The 21,494-nt window shown below is 38.2% G+C and carries 19 protein-coding genes; 11 read left to right on the plus strand and 8 right to left on the minus strand.

Annotated elements, in window-relative coordinates; genetic code table 11:
- Nucleotides 1-25: 25 nt before the first annotated feature.
- From ADHAQ_RS0108860 to ADHAQ_RS0108875, 4 genes are all read right to left on the minus strand, one after another.
- Nucleotides 26-1,594 carry a SulP family inorganic anion transporter gene (locus ADHAQ_RS0108860; RefSeq protein ID WP_026462627.1) on the minus strand — a complete coding sequence of 523 codons (1,569 nt, stop codon included), beginning with the start codon at nt 1,592-1,594 and terminating at the stop codon, nt 26-28.
- Nucleotides 1,595-1,727: 133 nt separating this feature from the next.
- Nucleotides 1,728-3,113 carry a HAMP domain-containing sensor histidine kinase gene (locus ADHAQ_RS0108865; protein WP_026462628.1) on the minus strand — a complete coding sequence of 462 codons (1,386 nt, stop codon included), beginning with the start codon at nt 3,111-3,113 and terminating at the stop codon, nt 1,728-1,730.
- A 4-nt stretch (nt 3,114-3,117) separates the two neighbouring features.
- Nucleotides 3,118-3,792: a response regulator gene (locus ADHAQ_RS0108870; protein WP_026462629.1), complete on the minus strand. Its 675-nt coding sequence runs from the start codon at nt 3,790-3,792 to the stop codon at nt 3,118-3,120.
- A gap of 15 nt (nt 3,793-3,807) precedes the next feature.
- Nucleotides 3,808-4,494: an NUDIX hydrolase gene (locus ADHAQ_RS0108875; RefSeq protein ID WP_026462630.1), complete on the minus strand. Its 687-nt coding sequence runs from the start codon at nt 4,492-4,494 to the stop codon at nt 3,808-3,810.
- A gap of 272 nt (nt 4,495-4,766) precedes the next feature.
- Between ADHAQ_RS0108875 and ADHAQ_RS0108880 the strand changes: the two genes are divergently transcribed.
- The 3 genes from ADHAQ_RS0108880 to ADHAQ_RS0108890 all read left to right on the plus strand — a co-directional run bounded on the left by ADHAQ_RS0108880 (nt 4,767) and on the right by ADHAQ_RS0108890 (nt 9,465).
- Nucleotides 4,767-6,278, plus strand: a complete 1,512-nt coding sequence (locus tag ADHAQ_RS0108880) for a xylulokinase (RefSeq protein ID WP_026462631.1) — start codon at nt 4,767-4,769, stop codon at nt 6,276-6,278.
- Between the two features lie 107 nt (nt 6,279-6,385).
- Nucleotides 6,386-7,720, plus strand: coding sequence for a xylose isomerase (gene xylA / locus ADHAQ_RS0108885; protein ID WP_026462632.1), 1,335 nt, complete (start codon nt 6,386-6,388; stop codon nt 7,718-7,720).
- 107 nt (nt 7,721-7,827) lie between these two features.
- Nucleotides 7,828-9,465: a sodium/sugar symporter gene (locus tag ADHAQ_RS0108890; protein ID WP_026462633.1), complete on the plus strand. Its 1,638-nt coding sequence runs from the start codon at nt 7,828-7,830 to the stop codon at nt 9,463-9,465.
- Between the two features lie 396 nt (nt 9,466-9,861).
- Here the strand turns inward: ADHAQ_RS0108890 and ADHAQ_RS0108895 are convergent, their stop codons facing one another.
- Both ADHAQ_RS0108895 and ADHAQ_RS0108900 read right to left on the minus strand, forming a co-directional pair.
- The gene (locus ADHAQ_RS0108895; RefSeq protein ID WP_026462634.1) at nt 9,862-10,755 is read right to left on the minus strand and encodes a sugar phosphate isomerase/epimerase family protein; all 894 of its coding nucleotides are present in this window, start codon (nt 10,753-10,755) and stop codon (nt 9,862-9,864) included.
- 527 nt (nt 10,756-11,282) lie between these two features.
- Nucleotides 11,283-12,164 carry a sugar phosphate isomerase/epimerase family protein gene (locus ADHAQ_RS0108900; RefSeq protein WP_026462635.1) on the minus strand — a complete coding sequence of 294 codons (882 nt, stop codon included), beginning with the start codon at nt 12,162-12,164 and terminating at the stop codon, nt 11,283-11,285.
- Nucleotides 12,165-12,358: 194 nt separating this feature from the next.
- On the opposite strand from ADHAQ_RS0108900, the gene ADHAQ_RS0108905 reads away from it, so the two are divergent.
- A complete protein-coding gene (locus ADHAQ_RS0108905) occupies nt 12,359-12,673 on the plus strand; it encodes a hypothetical protein (RefSeq protein WP_026462636.1) in 315 nt (104 codons plus the stop codon).
- A 252-nt stretch (nt 12,674-12,925) separates the two neighbouring features.
- Here ADHAQ_RS0108905 and fucP read toward each other — a convergent pair whose 3' ends face one another.
- Nucleotides 12,926-14,155: an L-fucose:H+ symporter permease gene (fucP, locus tag ADHAQ_RS0108910; protein WP_026462637.1), complete on the minus strand. Its 1,230-nt coding sequence runs from the start codon at nt 14,153-14,155 to the stop codon at nt 12,926-12,928.
- A gap of 332 nt (nt 14,156-14,487) precedes the next feature.
- Between fucP and ADHAQ_RS25085 the strand changes: the two genes are divergently transcribed.
- The 4 genes from ADHAQ_RS25085 to lysA all read left to right on the plus strand — a co-directional run bounded on the left by ADHAQ_RS25085 (nt 14,488) and on the right by lysA (nt 18,125).
- Nucleotides 14,488-15,141: an OmpH/Skp family outer membrane protein gene (locus ADHAQ_RS25085; RefSeq protein ID WP_051359810.1), complete on the plus strand. Its 654-nt coding sequence runs from the start codon at nt 14,488-14,490 to the stop codon at nt 15,139-15,141.
- A 129-nt stretch (nt 15,142-15,270) separates the two neighbouring features.
- Complete coding sequence (locus tag ADHAQ_RS0108920; RefSeq protein WP_026462638.1) at nt 15,271-16,314, plus strand: nucleoid-associated protein; 1,044 nt, start codon at nt 15,271-15,273, stop codon at nt 16,312-16,314.
- 116 nt (nt 16,315-16,430) lie between these two features.
- On the plus strand, nt 16,431-16,625 hold the full coding sequence (locus ADHAQ_RS0108925; RefSeq protein ID WP_026462639.1) for a hypothetical protein: 195 nt from the start codon (nt 16,431-16,433) through the stop codon (nt 16,623-16,625).
- A gap of 306 nt (nt 16,626-16,931) precedes the next feature.
- Nucleotides 16,932-18,125: a diaminopimelate decarboxylase gene (lysA, locus tag ADHAQ_RS0108930; RefSeq protein WP_245590589.1), complete on the plus strand. Its 1,194-nt coding sequence runs from the start codon at nt 16,932-16,934 to the stop codon at nt 18,123-18,125.
- A gap of 52 nt (nt 18,126-18,177) precedes the next feature.
- Here lysA and ADHAQ_RS0108935 read toward each other — a convergent pair whose 3' ends face one another.
- Nucleotides 18,178-18,870 carry a hypothetical protein gene (locus tag ADHAQ_RS0108935; protein ID WP_026462641.1) on the minus strand — a complete coding sequence of 231 codons (693 nt, stop codon included), beginning with the start codon at nt 18,868-18,870 and terminating at the stop codon, nt 18,178-18,180.
- A gap of 281 nt (nt 18,871-19,151) precedes the next feature.
- Between ADHAQ_RS0108935 and ADHAQ_RS0108940 the strand changes: the two genes are divergently transcribed.
- The 3 genes from ADHAQ_RS0108940 (at nt 19,152) to ADHAQ_RS0108950 (ending at nt 21,464) form a co-directional block, all read left to right on the plus strand.
- Nucleotides 19,152-20,087 carry a phosphoribosylaminoimidazolesuccinocarboxamide synthase gene (locus tag ADHAQ_RS0108940; RefSeq protein WP_026462642.1) on the plus strand — a complete coding sequence of 312 codons (936 nt, stop codon included), beginning with the start codon at nt 19,152-19,154 and terminating at the stop codon, nt 20,085-20,087.
- A 64-nt stretch (nt 20,088-20,151) separates the two neighbouring features.
- Complete coding sequence (locus ADHAQ_RS0108945) at nt 20,152-20,529, plus strand: STAS domain-containing protein (protein ID WP_026462643.1); 378 nt, start codon at nt 20,152-20,154, stop codon at nt 20,527-20,529.
- Between the two features lie 17 nt (nt 20,530-20,546).
- Complete coding sequence (locus ADHAQ_RS0108950; protein WP_026462644.1) at nt 20,547-21,464, plus strand: ribonuclease Z; 918 nt, start codon at nt 20,547-20,549, stop codon at nt 21,462-21,464.
- Nucleotides 21,465-21,494 lie beyond the last annotated feature (30 nt).

A 21,494-nucleotide genomic window follows, 5' to 3' on the forward strand; every position in this document is an offset into this window, starting at 1 on the left:
ACTTCAAGACATTCAAATACATTCTCTAATGAGAAACCACACTGGTTACTTCTGGTATCCCTATTAATTCTACCTTTAAATTTTTTGCTGAAGCATTAAATTTAAAATTATGAATGGCATCCAGCACATCATAATCAATAAAGGTAGATTTAGAGCCATCAATAATGACGTTGCTATTCTCAGGCAAATGATCAAGGGTCAAAACAATGCTGGCTTTATTTAAGAAGGTAACATTCTCACTTAACTGAATTCTAATAATATCCTCACCAAGATCACGATTCTTCTGGAAGAAGAAGGGTGATTTATAGTTAGCTCTTAATATATAAAAAATCCCTATTACTAAACCAACAGTGATACCTTTTAATAAATCTGTGAATAAAATAGCCAGAATAGTAATGATAAACGGAATAAATTGCTCAGTTCCTAACCGCCATTGAGCTTTATATAAAGCGGGTTTCGTTAATTTAAACCCTACCATCAATAAAATTGCCGCTAATGCAGAAAGTGGAACATGGTTGATATACTCAGATAAAAAAAGAACACTAAGTAATAATAAAATACCGTGTACAAAACTGGAAAGCTTGGTTTGGCCACCAGCATTTACGTTAGCTGAACTTCTTACGATTACCGCTGTCATGGGCAAACCACCCAATAAGGCACTAACAATATTACCAATACCTTGTGCTTTAAGCTCCCGGTTAGGAGGCGTTATCCGTTTATACGGATCTAATTTATCTACTGCTTCTACACTCAATAAAGTTTCTAAGCTGGCAATTATAGCAATCGTAAAAGCGGTAATATAAATCTGCGGATTGGTTATTTGTGAAAAATCCGGAAGTCTTAATTCGCCTAATATTTCCACTGGAGATGCTACAACTGGTAACTGTACCATGTGGGTATCCGCAATAAAAAGGTCAGGATTAAAAATATTAAAAGCCTGATTTAGAAAAACAGATGCAATAACCGCTACCAATGCACCGGGAACCAATTTAAAAAAAGAAATTCGTTGCAGCGGTTTGCTTTCCCAAATAACTAAAATTAATAGGGCAAACAAGCCAATAATTAAGGCTCCTTTCTCCATGCTATTAAATCCACGTCTTATCTCGGAGAAGGTATTTTTGCCATCTGCCCAAAAAAATGACATTTCGCCGAGAAGATGCTCATTAGCCCCTAAAAAGTGTGGTATTTGTTTTATTATTAATATCAAACCAATAGCGGCCAGCATGCCTCTGATTACAGAAGACGGAAAATACAAGCCTATGATGCCCGCCTTTGCAAATCCTAAAACCAGTTGCAGAAAACCTGCTATTAACCCAGCTAATAGAAAAGCCTCAAAACTTCCTAAACTTTGAATACCGTTTAAAACAATTACAGTTAACCCAGCTGCCGGTCCGCTGACACTTAAAGCAGAACCACTTAGCATAGAAACCACAACACCACCTACAATGCCTGTAATAAGTCCAGCAAATAAAGGTGCGCCTGAAGCCAGAGAGATGCCTAAACAAAGAGGTAATGCCACCAGAAAAACAACCAGACCAGCTGGTAAATCTTTCTTTAAAGAGGCAATATTAAAAGTACTAGACTGTTTTTGCATATTATATTGTTTAGATATCTAAACATATAATCTAGAAACTCAATATTAAAACAGCATTAAAATAACATTAAAAACAGATTAAATTTTAATTTTATTTTAATTTTTTATTAATGTCATTTTAATGCTGTTTTAATTAAAATTTAATTAAAATCTCCGATAAATTATAAAGGCTGATAGTTACTTCTGTGCCCACTGCTATCTGAGAGGAAATTTGGATAGTGCCCCGGTGGAGCTTCATTATTTTTTCGGCTAAAGGCAGGCCAATACCATGACCGGAAGTATCCCGAACATTATCGGCTCGAAAAAATGGCACAAAGACCTTTTTTAAATCTGAAGGAGTAATTCCCACCCCCTGGTCTTTAACAATTAATAAAATCCGTTGGTGATCTACTTTTATGATACCAGCCACTGGCTTACCATCCGAAAACTTACAGGCATTTTCAAATACATTTAATAAGGCAATTAATAACAATGATTCATTGCCTTTCACCATTATTTTGCGTTCGTCTTCTGGCAACTGATCAAAATATATATCAATTTTAAATTTAGGGTTACGTTTTTGGGCTTCAGAACCAGCCTGGTAAACCAACTCATCAAACCGGATAGGGGTAAGTTTAATTTTAGATATGTCGAAGCTGGCATGGGCAATCTGGAGCATACCGTTTGATAAACGGGTTAACATCCGGGCTTCGTCCAGAATGGAATATAAAACATGTTGGTATTCGGTTATTTCGCGGGGCTTCATTAAGGCTACCTCTAATTCACCAATCATAGCCGTTAATGGAGTACGCAGCTCATGCGAAGCATTGGAAATAAAGGTATTTTGCATATCAAAGGCACTTTCCAACCGGTCCAGCATGCGGTTAAAGGTCTGAGCCAGGTGTGATAATTCATCTGCCCCATCTGCCTGGCTTAACCGAAGGTGCAAATCAGAAGCACTTATCTGTTCCACCTCATCAACTACTTTCAGGATAGGACGCAAAGCTTGCTTGGAAAAAGCCCATCCACTACCTACCACCACTACCATAGAGAGTAAAAACCCTACTCCTAATATCAACCGGAGATCTTTCAGTTCTTTTTGGGTAAGCTCATCAATAGAGGAAGCTATAACAATAAACTTACCCTTTTCATCATTAAAAATAATACCGGCTAGTTGTCTTTTATTTTCCCGCAGCAGAATTTTTCCCTCTCTTCTGACACTTTCTAACAGTTCGGGCTTAATAGCAATGGAACCTTCCCCTTCCCGAAATACATTTTTCCCTTCCCAATTATAAACCTGTACTATTTCGTGTGGCAGGGTCTGGTAATATTTACGCAGTAGCCTTCTATAGCTTTCTTTGCTTACTTTATCAGCATCTAAGTAAACATGAGCCACAACATTAGCCCGGTTTACCAAACTATCATAGAAGGCACTACTATCAGAATAGGAGTAGAAAAAATAAACAATTAAGGAGAATAAAACTAAAATTATGGCAAAAATGGAGGTAAACTGGAGTGTTAACCGGGTCCGGATTTTCATACAGTTACCCTTCTCTTAACACGTAGCCCATACCTACTAATGTATGAATAAGCTTAGGGCTAAAGTCCTTATCTATTTTTTTCCGAAGGAAATTAATATAAACATCTATTACGTTACTACCGGTATCAAAAGAAGTTTCCCACACCTGTTCTATTATATCCACCCGCGAAACAACTCTTTCTTTGTTACGCATCAAGTAATGTAATAAGGCAAACTCCCGGGCTGTAAGATTAATAGGTACGTTAGATCGATTAACCGTCTTTTTAGCTAAATCCAATTCTAAATCAGCAATACGTAATACCTCATTACGCGGACCATCGTGGGTGCGTCGGGTTAAAGCCCGTATGCGGGCCAATAACTCCTGAAAAACAAAAGGCTTTACCAAATAATCATCTGCTCCTGAATCCAAACCTCTGATTTTATCTTCTGTATTTCCTAAGGCCGTTAACATTAATATTGGCACAACCGCATTATTCTCCCGAATTTGCTTACAAACCTCCAGTCCATTTTGCTGCGGTAAGATTACGTCCAGAATAATTAAGTCATATTCATTTTCCAGCGCCAGCCTTCTGCCATAAAAACCATCGTAGGCCTGATCTACTTCATATGCCTGCTCTTCCAACCCTTTTTTAATAAAGGCGGCAACCTTTGGTTCATCTTCTACAACTAATATTTTCATAGTACGATGCCATTGTTATAGTTCAAAAGTAAAACCTTTCTTCTTCAATTTAACATAAGTATCATTATTGAAACTATAATAACGAGCAGCCCGGTGCGGCACGCCGGTTTGGCTTTCGTTAAGCGGCAATAACAAATTCATTTTAAGGATTTTTTTCCGGAAGTTGCGGGTATCAAAAGCAGTGCCTAAAACGGCTTCGTAAAGCCTTTGTAACTGCGTTAAGGTAAATTTTGCAGGCAGGAGCTCAAAGCCAATTGGTTCTGTTCTTACTTTAGCCTGTAACCGCACCAGGGCTATATCAATTATATGACGGTGATCAAATGCCAGTTCCGGTAATTGTGTAATATCAACCCAATGGATTTCAGAAGCTTCTGGTCCCGGTTTTAAATTTTCTAAGGTGTAGTTAATTAAGGCATAATAAGCAACCGTAATTACCCGTCGGCCCGGAAAGCGATCTACTTCCCCAAAAGTGTGTACCTGTTCCATGTACACATTATTCATACCTGTGGTATGATCCAGAATACGGCGAGCAGCAATATCCAAATCTTCATGTTCCAGCACAAATCCGCCGGGCAACGACCACTTCCCTACGGGTTCAATTACCCGTTTCATCAATAGAACCTTTAATTTATCATCGTCTAAACCAAAAATAATAGAGTCGGTAGAAATGGAGGGAAGAATATGGTCCGGGTTATAATCCATAAAATATTAAAGGTGTCCGTATAAAAAGATATAATGGGAAAAAGTTGTTATTTACTGAGGTTAATCAATTAAGCAACTAAAATACAAAATATTACTAAATAAGCAGGTATAAACTCTTTTCAGATGCTGATCTGATTTAGTAAATTAATTTATTTTACTTATTGATAGTGAAAACCTGATTCAAAAATACTTTTATAATTTTAAAATAAATATACTTGGAGATATAATTTAGTATTTATAATATTGTAAAATTTACAATAACATTATAATTCATGTATCTATTAGGATATGATATTGGCAGCTCTTCAGTGAAGGCTACTCTTCTTGAAGCAAGTTCTGGGAAAGCAGTTGCATCGGCTTTTGCCCCGGAAGTTGAAATGGAAATGTTGGTTCAGAATGAAGGCTGGGCCGAGCAAGATCCGAATCGTTGGTGGCAATATATTAAGGAGACCACGCAGCGGGTATTGCAGGCAACTGGTATACAGGCGGCTGATGTAAAAGCAATTGGTATTGCTTATCAAATGCATGGATTAGTGGTTGTGGATAAAAATCAAAACGTATTAAGGCCATCTATTATTTGGTGCGATAGCCGGGCCGTGCAAATAGGCAATCAGGCTTTTATAGACCTGGGGGCAGAACAATGCCTGGGTAGCTACCTAAATTCACCCGGCAACTTTACCGCCTCTAAACTTAAATGGGTTAAAGAAAACGAACCGGATATTTATGCCCAAATAGATAAATTTATGCTTCCTGGTGATTTTATTGCTATGAAATTATCTGGTAAGGCACAAACTACTGCCTCCGGTCTTTCTGAAGGCATTCTCTGGAACTTTAAAGAAAACCGGCCGGCTTTTGAATTATTGGAATATTATGGCATTGATGCTAATCTGATTCCTGAAATTGTACCAACTTTTAGTCGTCAAGCAGAAGTTTCTGAAGTGGCTGCTCAGGAATTAGGTTTGGCTCCCGGCACCCCAATTGGCTACCGGGCCGGTGACCAACCCAATAATGCTTACTCGTTGGGAGTTTTAAATCCGGGTGAAATTGCTGCTACTGCCGGTACCTCCGGCGTAATTTATGGTATAAACCAAACACCTGCTTATGATCCGGCTTCTCGGGTAAACGGGTTCTTGCATGTAAACAGCACCGAGACTAATCCTATAACCGGCACCTTACTTTGTATTAACGGAACCGGTATATTAAACTCCTGGTTACGCAAAAACTTATTTACTTCCGAAAAATATAAATACCAGTATTCGTATCCGGAAATAAATGACATTGCTTCCCAAGCTCCTATTGGTGCCGATGGCTTAACAATATTACCTTTTGGTAACGGTGCCGAAAGAATACTACAAAACAAGCAGGTAGGTGCTACTATTACCGGGCTTTCGCTTACCACCCATACCCGGGGCCATTTGGCTCGCGCTGCTCAGGAAGGAATCATATTTGCCTTACGATACGGTTTTGACATCATGAACAAAATGGGCATTAAAGCAAAGACCGTAAAAGCCGGTGATGCCAATATGTTCTTAAGTCCGTTATTTGCGCAGGCATTTGCTACCGTTACCGATACAGTAGTTGAGCTTTATAATACAGATGGTTCGCAGGGAGCTGCCCGTGCCGCAGGTGTGGGTGCGGGTATTTATCCAGATTATGCCTCTTCCTTTGTAGGATTAACCTGTACCCGCTCTTTAGAGCCCCAGAAAGAGTTACAATCTTTGTACGAAGAAATTTATCAGCGCTGGCTAAAGGTTTTGGAAAACCAGTTAGCAGCTGTTCAATAAGAATACTATTTACTTTTAATCAATTTTTTAAACAAACTTAAAACTTTATTCCGTACACTATTTACTTGTACGAATTAAATTTTAAACCATAAACTTAAACAAATTCAATGGCAGTAAAAGTCACTACCGGAAGTAAAGAATACTTCCCGAACATCAAAAAAATAAGCTTCGAAGGCCGCGAGTCCAACAACCCGTTAGCTTTTAAATTTTACGACGAAAATCGTGTTGTTGCTGGCAAAACAATGGCCGAACACTTCCGGTTTGCTATTGCTTACTGGCATTCTTTTAACGGTACCGGTGAAGATCCATTTGGTCCGGGTACCCGCCAGTTCCCTTGGGTAAGCAAAACCGATGTTTTAGGTAATGCTAAAGCCAAAATGGATGCTGCTTTTGAATTTACCTCTAAGTTAGGTGTAAATTATTACTGCTTCCACGATGTAGACCTTATTGATGAAGGCAGCTCTATTCAGGAAACTGAAAAGAACATGCAAGCTATTGTGGAGTATGCCAAGCAAAAACAACAAGAGTCAGGCATTAAATTATTATGGGGCACTGCTAACCTGTTCTCTAACCCACGTTACATGAACGGTGCTGCTACTAACCCAGACTTTAATGTAATTGCTTACGGCGCTACTCAGGTTAAAAACTCTATTGATGCTACTATTGCTTTAGGTGGCGAAAACTACGTGTTCTGGGGTGGTCGTGAAGGCTATATGTCTTTATTGAACACAAACATGAAGCGGGAAGTGGAGCACATGGCTCGTTTCTTAGAAATGGCACGTGATTATGGCCGGAAACAAGGCTTTAAAGGTACTTTCTTAATTGAGCCTAAGCCAATGGAACCAACCAAACACCAGTACGATTTTGATGCTGCAACAGTAATTGGTTTCCTAAACAAATTTGGTTTACAAGACGATTTCAAATTAAACTTAGAAACTAATCACGCAACTTTAGCTAACCATACGTTTGCCCACGAATTACAGGTAGCTGTAGATGCTGGTATGTTAGGTTCTATTGATGCTAACCGTGGTGACTACCAAAACGGTTGGGACACTGACCAGTTCCCGGTAGACCTTTACGAATTAACAGAAGCCATGCTGGTTATCTTAGAAGGTGGCGGAATCATGACGGGTGGAGTTAACTTTGATGCTAAACTACGTCGTAACTCTACTGACCTGGATGATTTATTCCATGCGCATATTGGTGGTATGGATGCCTTTGCCCGTGGTTTATTAATCGCAGCTGATGTATTAGAAAAATCTGATTACAAAAAAATCCGTCAGCAGCGGTATGCTTCTTTCGACAGTGGTGATGGCCAGGCGTTTGAGCAAGGTAAACTTACTTTCGAAGAGTTAACCCAAATTGCAATTCGCAACGGTGAGCCTCAGCAAATCAGCGGTAAGCAAGAATTGCTTGAAAATATTATTAATCAATATATCTAATATTTAAAAATCTAAAAGTGAACTTCACTAAGTTTTGATTTTTTTTCAGCAGCCTTGCTAGTGAATAGCAAGGCTGCTATATTTAGAGGCTATAACTAAAAAAATTAATGGGACTCCAATCGATCGACTACATCGTTTTTTTTATCTACTTTTTTATTGTTTCCGGATACGGTTACTGGATTTACAAGAAAAAAAACACTGGAATTACTGACTCAAAAGACTTCTTTCTGGCAGAGGGATCTTTAACCTGGTGGGCCATTGGGGCCTCTCTGATTGCTTCTAACATTTCTGCCGAACAATTTATTGGAATGGCCGGTTCTGGCTTTGCCATGGGTTTAGCCATTTCTACTTATGAATGGATGGCAGCTGTTACCTTAATGGTAGTAGCTATTTTCTTCATTCCAATATATTTGAAGAACAAAATTTATACCATGCCTCAGTTCTTATCCCATCGTTATAACGATGCCGTAAGTACTTTAATGGCTATTTTTTGGCTTCTGGTATACGTTTTCGTTAACCTAACCTCTATCCTTTATCTAGGTGCCTTAGCTATCGAAACTGTTACTGGTATTGATTTTTACTACTGCATGTACGGTTTAGCCATATTCGCTATCTTCATTACTCTGGGTGGTATGAAAGTAATTGGTTATACCGACGTAATCCAGGTATTCGTACTGGTTTTAGGTGGTTTGGCTACTACTTATCTGGCCTTAGAATTAGTTGCCACTAGTACAGGCGGCAATGGCTTTTTAGATGGCTTAAGCATGCTTCGCAAAGAAGCGGCTGACCACTTCAGCATGATTTTATCGGAAGGCGAATTAATGATTCCGAATGGCCAAGGCGGAACCCGTGATGCTTACATGGATTTACCTGGTATATCTGTACTGATTGGTGGTATGTGGATTGTTAACCTGAACTACTGGGGTTGTAACCAATACATTACCCAACGTGCTTTAGGCGCTACTTTACCAACTGCTCGTAATGGTCTTTTATTTGCAGCATTCTTAAAGTTATTAATGCCGGTAATTGTGGTATTGCCAGGTATTGCAGCTTACGTTTTGTTTAAAAATGGTTCCTTCCAACAGGAAATGGCAAATCAGGCAGGCCACGTTATTCCAGACCACGCTTACCCTGTATTATTAAACTTATTACCAACAGGATTAAAAGGCCTATCCTTTGCGGCTTTAACTGCAGCTATTGTGGCCTCTTTGGCTGGTAAAGCAAACAGTATCTCTACCATTTACACCTTAGATATTTACAGGAAATTCTTTAACAAAAATGCTTCTGAAAAACGTTTAGTAGGTTTTGGTAGAATTGTAGTAGTTGTTTCGTTTATTATAGCCTTAGTAGTAGCACCTGCATTACGTAACCTGGACCAGGCTTTCCAATACATTCAGGAGTATACAGGTTTTATTTCGCCGGGTGTATTTGCCATTTTTGCTTTAGGTTTCTTTTGGAAGCGTACCACTTCTGCTGCTGCCCTAGCCGCCGCTGTACTTACCATTCCACTTTCTACCTTCTTAAAATTCCAATTCGAGGAGATTCCTTTCCTGGATAGAATGGGTATTGTATTCTTGATATTGGTAGCTTTAATGGTTATCATGACGCTGCTTGATCCGAAGAGCAAGAACAATCCAAAAGGTTTGGAAATCGATGCCTCTATGTTTAAAACATCTACTCCTTTTGCCATTGGTGCAACTTTAATTTGTGGTATTGTTGCCGCACTTTATATCATCTTCTGGTAAAAAATAGCTCAGCATAAATAAAAAGGGCGACTACTATTAGTCGCCCTTTTTATTTATGCTGAGCTGTAAAGTTATTCTATATTAAAATGAATCTATTAATAACGGTTAAGTTCTGGTTCAATTAGTTTGTATAAAAAGATTTTATGCATTTAACTGCATTCAAATAACTTTATCCTAGACAAGTTAACCTGCCAATAGAGGTCATAACTTTCATATTGTGGGGTAAAATCAAAACCAACAGGTCTAATATTTAATAAAGATTAACCTAGAACGGGCCAAATGGTAAGTGAATTGAATACTGTAATTATTTATTTATTCAATCAGGAATACAGTAAATTGAAAAGCAGAAGCCATTAATAGCTGCTGCTTTTTTAATAGTTAATACTTTTTTTAAAACTAAGCCAGCACTTTAGATAAGTTTTTGTAACTAATGGCAATACTATCCAGCGGGTTACCGGGCGTCCGATCCTGCTCTACAAAAAAATATTTCATTCCGGAGGTTTTAGCCGCGGCAAAAATGGGTTTAAAATCAATTGTCCCGTTACCAATTTCGGTAAAGTTTTTATTTTCGGTATTATCCATGTCCTTTACATGCCACAAGGCATAGCGCCCTGGGTTCTTCTTAAACATGTCTACCGGATCGGTACCAGCTTTTAAAATCCAGAATAAATCCAGTTCAAATTTTACCAGGTCCTTATCGGTTTGGGAAAGCATCAGCTCGTATGGAATTTGCCCTTCCATTGGTTTAAATTCCCGATCGTGGTTATGGAAAGCGAAAGTCATTCCGGCTTTTTTACAGGCCTCTCCTGCCCGATTAAATAACTCGATAACCCTTTTAAGCTCATCTAAGTTGGAGAAATTGGAAGAAGAACAAACCAGATAACTTAATCCGGCTTCTGCCGCCATATCTACGTGTTGTTGTAATCCATCAAATAAAGTCATCCGGGTAGGATCGGTTTGTACTGGTTGCCCGGCCTGCGGGATACGACCCGCTGTAACATGATGCGCCCGTAATTTCATACCCATATCCGCTACCATATTGGAAAGTTCTTTTGGCTTCATACCATAGTAATGTCCTTTTGCACCGGAGGCGGACTCTAATTCTTTGTACCCAATAGAGGCGATTTGTTTTAATGTACCGTTTAAATCCTGATCCAGTAATTGCCGGCAAGTATATAATTGCAGGCCTATTCGGGGTTTAGTTGCGGCTTGAACTAATTGAGGGGCAAGCATGACACCGGCCGTTAAGGCACCGGCCTGCCATAAGAACTCTCTTCGGTTAAGGGTCATTGGGTTAAATTTTGTGGTGGTTGTTATTAGTTATTATGAAGAAGCATATTACTGTAAATCTGCGATAAAGGAAAATTTAAAGCAGTTTAATTTTTACACCAAATACCAGAAGTCCTGGCTCTTAAAGAGACTATATTGATAGCTAATTAACTCCTAAAGCTTTGATTTTGTAGGTAATTTCTCGTTTTAATTGCAACAATATTCTAACTAAATTTATCCCAGGGCTTTGAGTCTGAAGTTTAAGGTTGGTAGTAAGTTTTGGTTCTAAAAGCTGGTAGCTTTCAGACTCCTCTATGGTGGGTGTACTTTAACTAAAAGGTATATCTGTTGTTTTTCTTAATGTGGTTTCAAAAGTTAAACCCAATTTTAATTAAAATAATTTTAGATGGTTACCTTCACCTTTTTAGAGGACTTCCCGCTAAACAAGTCCCACTCTATTAATAAATGGAAACTTCGCCTTACACTATTCGCATAAAAAAAGCGACCTGTTTTAGAACAGGCCGCCCATAAATGTATAAATTAAATAACTAAGCTAATATCCTTTTCAGGTTACGGTAGCTGGTAGTTATGCTATCCATAGGGTTTCCCGGCGTAATATCTTGTTCTACAAAATAATATTTCATGCCGGCTGTTTTAGACGCCGCAAAAATGGGCTTAAAATCTATAGTACCATTTCCTACTTCAGTAAAAAACCTTTTTTCAGTTCTGTCTATGTCTTTCACATGCCACATAGCAAATCGGCCCGGATGGTTCCGGAACAATTCCAGCGGATCTTTCCCTATTTTAATTACCCAATATAAATCCAGTTCCATTTTTACCAGGTCCTTATCAGTTTGTGACAAAAGCAGGTCATAAGGTACTTGTCCGTCCATAGGTACAAACTCAAAGTCGTGGTTGTGATAAGCAAACTTAATTCCTGCTTTTTTACACGCCTCACCAGCCCGGTTAAACAGCTCAATGTGGCTTTTATAATCATCCAGCTTAGTTCGTTCATGCGGATCAAGGTAAGCGCATGTTAGGTAATCCTGACCAGCTTCCGCCGCCATATCTACCAATTTTTGTAAATCATAAGTTAGGGTCTCATTTTTAGGCTTGTTGCTGCCAGCGTTGTACCCTACTTTTACATGGGAGCTCCGGAGCTTCATACCCATATCTTTCAGCATTTTGCTGAATTCTTTAGGTTTTAAACCGTAATAATGCCCTTTAGAACCAGCAGCCGATTCCATATTTTTAAAACCAATGTCAGCAACTTTTTGCAAAGTACCTTTCAGGTCTTGCTCTAATAAGCTGCGCACCGTATACAGCTGCAAACCAATAGGCTCCCGGCTGGCAGCATTTAAAAATTGAGGTACCAATAAACCACCAGCTGCTAAAGCACCTGTCTGCCATAAAAATTCTCTACGCTTCATGTAAATAAACTATAAATAAAGTGCCTTTTTGTTCAGGCACATTTGGTTGCATATTAAGGGATAATTCAGAAAATAAAAAGCTTAGTTTTATTTGATATTAATTTTAAACCCTAACCGTTCATAAACTAAATTACTTCCCAGATTTCATTTATGTTTTTAATATTATACCAAATTTAAAGCCAAAAAAATGGATTGTGGCAGGATTAGAAGTATTCTTGAATATTAAGCGCAGAAAGAAATTAATTTTTAAGAATACTTTTAGCGACTATAGTGCCGATAAAGGTTTTATACTGAATACATTTTCAAATTGCCTTTACCTTGATTGCTTTACCGCATCCTCACCAGAAAACTTATTTTGTGCTAAAAATTGGAATTCTTTGGAGGCAGGCATAAAAATAAAAAGAGGGAAGAAACGCTTATTTCCTCCCTCTTTTTTATGTGGCTTACTAATAAATAAAAATACCCGGTTTAGTCACCAAAGAAAAATTTGGCCCCGCCAAATAATATAACTAACCAAATCAGGCCTTTTATCAGGAAAAAAAGGAATCCCGCAATTCCTAACTTTTTCAGGTAGCTTTTAAATTTGGTTCTGTCCATGTAAACAAATGTAATAATTTACTTTACCCAAGGCAATTATAAATAGGCGTACTTATTTAAAACTGCTCTTCCTTTATATTTAAACCAAACTCCATTACTTGGCATTTTATTATAAAATCTGATTCATCTTTTGAGTAAACCTAAAAATAAGCCTAACCAATTGCTTACTCCTGCACTTTTGAAAATTTAGCCCCAAATAAGAAGATAACAAAATAACAAATAATCGGCAGGTAATAAGCTTTGGCTACATCTTCGTTAGCTAATAAACCCATTAAAGGCGGAAAAATGGCTCCACCAACTACACCCATTACAATAATAGAAGACCCTTGCTGCGTGTTCTTTCCCAGGTTCTTCAGCCCTAAACTAAAAATGGTAGGGAACATGATACTGAAAAAGAAATTCAACATAATTAAAGCTACAAAAGATACCCATCCCAAATTCTGTGTTACCAGCAAGCACATGATTATATTGGCCACGGCATAAGTGGCTAGTAATTTATTTGGAGCAATATATCGCATTAAAAAAGTGCCAATGAAGCGACCGACCATCATGGCTACCATGCTTAAGCTAAAATAATAGGACGCTACTTCATCGGCAAAGCCCATCTTTTCGTGGCCATAATTAATAAAAAATGCCCAGGTTCCTCCTTGCGCGCAAACATTAAAGAACTGTGCAATTACCGCCCAAACGAAATGACGTTGTTTAATTAATGGTTTATCTTGTACCTGAGCGCCTGCTGCCCCATTTGCCGCATTAGCATGAGCTGCATGGGCATCAGAAAGTGCAGGCACTTTCACAAAAGAAAATGCTAAGGCTATACTGGCTATTACCGTTCCAATACAAAAATATAAGGTTTTAACTGAACTTAAGTCGTTTGGAGCCTCACTGGAAGCTCGCAAAATAAAATAACCTCCAATTAAGGGCCCAATTACCGCACCCAGACCATTAAAGGCCTGGCCAAAGTTTATGCGCTGGTCACTGGAACTTTGATTGCCTAAAGCGCCAATAAAAGGGTGCGCAACGGCTTCCAGGGTAGCTAAACCACAAGCCAGTATAAACAAAGCTGCCCTGAAACCAAGAAAAGACTCACTGTTAGCGGCTGGCACAAATAAGAATGCGCCAATAGCATACAAAATCAGCCCTAATAACACCCCATTTTTATAGCCATATCTTTTCATGAATAACCCCGCCGGAATACCCATAACAGCGTAAGCACCAAAAATGGAGAATTGCACTAATCCAGATTCTGCTTTAGAAACGTGTAATACATTTTGAAAATGCCGGTTCAAGACATCGCCCATTGTAATGGCAATGCCCCACAGCATAAATAAAGAAGTGACAAAAATAAGGGTGGGCACATATTTTTTTTCGGTAAAAGCAACAGTCTGGCTCATTGGTAAGCTAAATTTTATCTAATTAAAAGGAGTTTGGGTTTGTATAATTTTGCTAATTATACAAATATTGATCAATATTTTATCTTATTATCAATTTTAATAAGTCAAATCTGGGTTTTTATTAGTATTCCTACCGTGAAAATTATAATAAATCAGACAGTACCAAACCTTTAGCTAATGCTGAAAAACCCATATTTTGGCACCAGATTTTTCTGATTTATGCATGTTGAAAGAAACTCTTAAAACCTTTAACTAAAATTAATTGGAAAAACTCAGATAATATGGGTACTTTGCTACCCCTAAACTTTTAAAATACCCAATTAACACCATTTATGAAGAGGCCTTTTTTAGTACTGATTTTAAGTTTGTCAATAGGCGGATCAGCTTTCTTTACCGGCTGCCAGAAAAAGCAGGCTGATGAAAAAGCTGCAGTTGAAACAAAATCAGAAACCAGCACCCCGGCACCTGCTGCTACTCCAACAAATGATACCACCGCTCAGGCGGCTAACACTACTTCAGCTCAAGAACCGAGTGTTGCCCCAAGCCAGCGATTTGGGTACATTAACACAGGTGAATTAATTAAATTAATGCCCGAAGCAAAACGGGCAGATGCGAATTTAACTGCTTATGTCCGGAATTTAGAAAACCAATTCGGAGCTTTGCAAAAAGATTATCAAAGCAAAATCACAGATTTCCAGGCACAGGAAAGAACTATGATTGATGCCGTTAAACAAACCCGGATTAAAGCTATTACAGACTTAGAACAGCAAATGCAGCAAGCGCAAATGGTTAGTCAGCAACAAATAGCGGCCAAACGTGAGCAATTATTTAAACCTGTTCTGGATAAAGCTGAAAAAGCAATTCAGGAAGTGGGTAAAGAAAATGGTTACGATTATATTTTTGATACCAGCTCTGGTTCCTTTATTTATGCTAAAGAAAGCCACGATGTTTTACCTTTAGTAAAAACTAAATTAGCAATTAAATAAGTTACCGTTACTTACAATAAAAAGAGCCCGCTGTTATACAGCGGGCTCTTTTTATTTTTAGCTAGTGTTGCTTTATCTGTCCCACCAAAATCTGGTGTATCTTTGTGCCCCAATTTATAATAGCATTTCATGTTAATTACTTCTGAAGTTAAGTTAGAGCACCTTATATTACATAAAGTTGGCAATAAATCCAGAGAGGAAGGAATCCGCTTTTCGAAGGACGAGCTGAAGCTGGATGGTTTTGTGAAAGATTTACTTCTAAAGTATTTCCTTTCTCCATTTAAGTCCGATGAATATTTTAACCTGCATCATGAATCTGATATCAACTTGAACGAGGTTTTTTCCTTTGTTTCCAGGATATTCGATAATCCGGAAGATATTTATGAGCAATCGGTGAATCTGGCCCGGCATTTATATGAGCAAAGTTCTCATCCCAAAGTAAAAGAAGGTGAGTTTTACATTACTTATTTAAAAGATTGTGTACTGGACGGCGAAGCCATGGATGCCATTGGTTTGTTTAAATCAGAATCCCGGGAAACGTACCTGAAAGTATATCCGAACGGCGACACATTTGATATAGACAGCGAAGACGGCGTAAACATAAATAAATTGGATAAAGGCTGCCTTATTTTTAATACCGACCGGGACCAGGGCTATCTGGTAGCTACCATAGACAACCTGAACAAAGGAAACGAAGCCCAATACTGGAAAGACGAGTTTTTGAGGGTAAAATCCCGCCAGGATAATTATTTCCACACCCAGCACCTGATGAGTATGTGTAAATCATTTGTGGAGGAAAGGCTTCCCGAAGAATATGAAATGAACCGGATGGACCAGGTAGACTTATTAAAAAAGTCAGTGGATTTTATGAAAGAGAAAGAGGTGTTTGACCTGCACCAGTTCCAGAACGAGGTTATTGCCCAGCCCGAGCTGATTGAAAGCTTTCAGAACTATAAAAGTCATTACGAAAACGAAAATAACATTGAAATTTTACCAGAATTTGATATTCATGATTCAGCGTTTAAGAAACAAAGCCGGATCATGAAAAGCATTATTAAACTGGATAAGAACTTTCATATTTACGTACATGGCCGCTCCGACCAAATAGTAAAAGGCTACGACGAAGAACGAAACCTCCATTATTACCAATTATTCTTCCGCGAAGAAGAATAGCCTTACCTGATCCTGTATTTCTTCAGAAGTTTTGGTACCATAATTAAGAATTGTGCGTACATAAAGTAAGCCTTTACAAGAAGGTTTCTTTTTGAACCTATTAAAATTTAATTACTATGAAGGAAAATCAAAAGAAAGATCAGGACAAACAGTTGGTTAAAGATATAAACTCTGTGAATAAGGCATCAGAAGATAATGCTGATAATTTAAACCTTCCGCAAAATATGTATCCTAAATCAGGTGGCCGGCAAGGCGCAAAAAGCGTTCAGGATGGTGGCCAGGATGTGGGCTCATCGGCAGGAAGCAGGTAGCTTAAATATACAAAAATAAAAAGAGCGTTTTGTCGGGATAAGACGAAACGCTCTTTTTATTTATAAACAATTCAACTGTTACCGCTTCTTTTTTAGCTTATTAAACGAAAATGAAATTTTTATTGTTAGCGTTCTTATATGCTACCAGGTAATTTAAGTACGGCAAAGTAGCTTATTTTCATTACCTTTGTGTAAAAATTATTCAGATTTCTATTTTTGAATATCCTGGTTTTAGGTTTCTTTCCTATTTCTTTGCTATTTTAAAAGTAACTCTGCTATTAGTTTATTAAAAAGTAAAGTCAGATAATGTCCCTTATTAACGAAGCATTAGTTAGCTCAACCGAAACTTTTTCGATGCTTAAAGACCAGTTAAAGGAGTTAAAAAATGAGCCTACTCCTTTTTACCTGTACGATTTAAACCTGTTTGAACAAACCCTGGAAAAAGCACAAAGTGCTGCCAGCAAGTATAATTTTCAGGTACATTATGCCATGAAGGCAAACAGCAATAAGCCTATTTTACGATTAGTAAAAAAATATGGCTTTGGCGCTGATTGCGTTAGTGGTAACGAGGTAAAACGGGCTTTAAAGCGGGGGTTCTCGCCGGAACATATTGTTTTTGCCGGTGTAGGCAAATCAGATGCTGAAATTAACTTTGCTTTAAAACACGATATTTTCTGTTTTAACTGTGAATCGTCGCACGAATTAGCTGTTATAAATGAGCTGGCTGAACAACAGGATAAAATGGCCCGCGTGGCGCTACGCATTAATCCAAATGTAGATGCCAATACCCATAAGCACATCACTACCGGCTTAAATGAAAACAAGTTTGGAATAAATATATGGGAACTGGAAGATGTTCTCCAACTAATACAATCCCTGCCCAATATAGAACTGATAGGGCTTCACTTCCATATTGGTTCTCAGATTACAGATCTTACGGTGTTTAATAACCTTTGCGCCCGGGTGAATGAAATACAGGATTGGTTTAACGATCGGGGTCTTGAATTACCGCACCTGAACGTAGGCGGTGGTTTGGGCGTGGATTATTACCATCCGGATCAGAATCTTATTCCGGATTTTGAAAGTTATTTTGCAATTTTTAACGAAAATTTAAAGGTTCGGCCAGGACAACAGGTCCATTTTGAATTAGGCCGCTCTTTGGTAGCACAATGTGGTTCTTTAATTACTAAAGTTTTATACATTAAAAAAGGACGTACCAAAAATTTTGCAATTCTGGATGCTGGCATGACCGAATTAATGCGTCCTATGCTATACCAGGCTTATCATAAAATAGAAAACCTGAGCAGCGTTTTACCGGAAGTAAAATACGATGTAGTAGGACCTATTTGTGAATCAACCGACTGCTTTGCTAAAGATGTAATGTTACCGGAAACAAACCGCCATGATTTAATGGCATTGCGCACAGCTGGTGCTTACGGCGAGGTTATGTCTTCGGAATACAACCTGCGAGATAAAGCAAATGCGGTATATGTTAGTTAAAAAATATATTGTTTAAAATAAAAAAGCCTCCCGAATGGGAGGCTTTTTTATTTTAATCTTTACTAACATAACTGCCACTAAAAATAAAGAAAAAGTCAGGTTCACTTGAATCTATTTTGTTATTCTCATGAAAGAAGTTAGCCATTTCCAGAGCGTTTCCCTGCGAGGTTTTATCCGCACTTAATATATAAGTTAAGTTGGAAAGCTGATCTACTATTTTGGTATTTGTTCTTTTAGCCATATTTTCTAAATCGGCAAGTGTGGAAGTAGATTTTAAATTAACAATAAACTGGTTAGTTATACCACGATCAGAACCGTCATTAGAAAAGAATGGTGTGGCATAACGCACCGCTTTGCTTTGTTTTAGCAGATCCAGTCCTGCCTGAACCTGTGAACAAGTAATGCCTTCTTTTAATAATATAACCGTAGCATCAGCACTACCTGTATGGTTTTCGCTTTCAATATTCTGTAGAAAAGAGTGGTTTGAGATAAACTGATTTTTCTGTTCAGTAGTAAACCCATCCTGGAAGCCAATAATAACCCGTTTGGTAGACACATTTCCTAACTGCACTTTATCTTGATTATAATAGTAAAAATAAGACTTACAAGGTGTATTTTCTGCTCTACTTGGAAGATCTATAACCGTTTGTTCTGTTAAAGACTTTGGCTCAATATATTCTTTTTGACAACCAAATGAAACGAATATTAAACTAAATAAAATTAAAGGTAAATTTATGTATTTCATAATAAGAATATTTATGTTCAATATGCTTATATACGACTTCTTTTAACTTTAATAATAGGATTTTTTATATAAAAGAGTATAAACCTAAATAATATATTTTCCCTTTTGTTGCTTTAAATAACATTTATTTCATTCCCTTGTTTATTGCCAAAACCCTTACCTATGAAAGGTATCACTAAAGAAAAAGCTATTAAAGCATAAGAAATCAAAATCTATATTCATGTTGATTTTGAGGGTACAAATATCTTTTTAACTTTGCCACATCTTACGTTAAAATACACATGCAAGCGCTTAAAGAAACAAATTTTCAATTCCCCGGTCAAACTGAATTCTATCGTGGGAAAGTACGCGACGTTTACCATTTTCAGGATAAATTAGCAGTAGTAGCTACTGACCGGATTTCTGCGTTTGATGTGGTTTTACCCAGGGCCATTCCTTATAAAGGGCAGGTTTTAAACCAGATTGCTGCTTTTTCGTTAAAAGCCACTTCGGACTTAGTGCCCAACTGGGTGCAGGTGCAACCAGATCCAAATGTGACAATTGGTTTGAAATGCGAGCCATTTAAAGTGGAAATGGTAATTAGAGGTTATCTGGCCGGCCATGCCTGGCGGGAATACAACAGTGGGAAACGGGAAGTTTGCGGCCAGAAGTTACCCGAAGGTTTACGTGAAAATGATAAGTTACCGGAGCCCATAATTACACCTACTACTAAAGCGGCCGAAGGACACGATGAAGACATTTCGCCGGAAGATATTGTAGCGACTGGCTTGGTATCGGCAGATGATTATGCGCAATTAGCGGACTATACCAAAGCTTTATTTGCCCGGGGTACTGAACTGGCAGCCAAACGTGGCCTGATTTTAGTAGATACCAAATACGAATTTGGCAAGGCAAACGGAACAATTTATTTGATTGATGAGATTCACACCCCAGATTCATCCCGGTATTTTTACAGCGAAGGGTATGAAGAACTACAGGAAAAAGGGGCTCCGCAGCGGCAGCTTTCGAAAGAATTTGTACGTCAATGGTTGATTGACAATAATTTCCAGGGGAAACCAGGACAGGAAATACCTGAAATGTCGGATGCCTGGTTAGAACAAATTTCTGCCCGCTACATTGAATTGTACGAAGTAGTTACCGGTCAATCATTTATTAAAACAAGTTATGATGCTATTTTAGACCGGATTGAAAATAGCATAAAACAAAACATTTTATAAACAAAACCGATATTTTTCAATTATATTTGGTAGATTCGCACTTTAAAACCATATAGCAGTACGTATGAAATACACCATCGATAAAAAAGAGAATTATACAATCATCACGATAGATGAGAAAAAGCTGGATACGACTATTGCTCCTGATCTGAAATCTGAATTTGTAAAATTAAATGCTGAAGGAATCACGAATTTAATTCTGGATTTAAGCAATGTTAAGTATACAGATTCATCTGGCTTAAGCTCTATCTTAATCGCGAATCGCTTGTGCAATTCTTCTAACGGTTTATTAATCCTGGCTGGCTTGCAAGATCACGTTATGAAACTGATTACTATTTCTAAATTAGAATCGGTTCTTAACATTCTGCCTACCGTAGAAGAAGCTGTCGACCGTGTATTTCTACATGAGATCGAACGCGATTTAACCAATAAAGAAGAATAGTTAAAGCGGGTAGCAGATTGGACTTTGAGCTTAAAATATTAGGCAGTTCCTCGGCAACCCCTTCACCTAACCGAAACCATACCGCCCAAGTACTAACAATAGGTAATCAATTATACCTGATTGATTGCGGCGAAGGCACCCTAATGCAGCTGATGCGTTACAAAGTAAAGCATCAGCGCATTTCTAGTATTTTTATTAGTCATTTGCATGGCGACCATTTCTTTGGTTTATTTGGTTTGCTCTCTACCATGCATTTACAACAGCGCACGGCTCCCCTCTCTTTATATGGTCCGCCTGGTTTAGCTGATATTTTAACGCTTCAGTTTAAGTATTCTAATACCCAATTTTCGTTTAAGCTTACCTTTCACGAACTGGATACTACTGTTCACACCCAGATTTTTGAAGACAAGTACATTACCGTACATACTTTGCCCATGCAGCACCGGGTAAGCTGCTGTGGTTTTCTGTTTCGGGAAAAGCCAAAACCAAGGCACCTGGTAAAATCTAAACTTCCTAATTTTCTGACTCCGCCCCAATTAATTAAATTGAAAAATGGCGCAGATATACTGGATGATTCCGGTCAGATACTCGTACGAAATGCCGATGTCACCACCCACCCATCGCACAGTCGCTCCTATGCCTTTTGCAGCGATACCCGGTATAAAGAAGATATTCTGCCTTACATCTGGCAGGTAGATTTGCTTTACCACGAAGCCACCTTCCTGGATAATATGCGGGAAAGAGCTGAATACACCTTCCACAGTACTGCCAGGCAAGCAGCTACGTTAGCTTTAAAGGCTCAGGTAAAACGTTTATTGATTGGTCATTTTTCTGCCCGCTATAAAGATTTAACGCCTTTACTGGAAGAGGCCAAAGAAGTTTTTGATAATACTAATTTGGCTTTGGAAGGCAAGACAATTGGTATTTTAGATTAAAAAGAGGCAAAACAAAATTTTATGCTTTCT

The sequence above is a fragment of the Adhaeribacter aquaticus DSM 16391 genome, assembly GCF_000473365.1.
GTDB lineage: Bacteria > Bacteroidota > Bacteroidia > Cytophagales > Hymenobacteraceae > Adhaeribacter > Adhaeribacter aquaticus.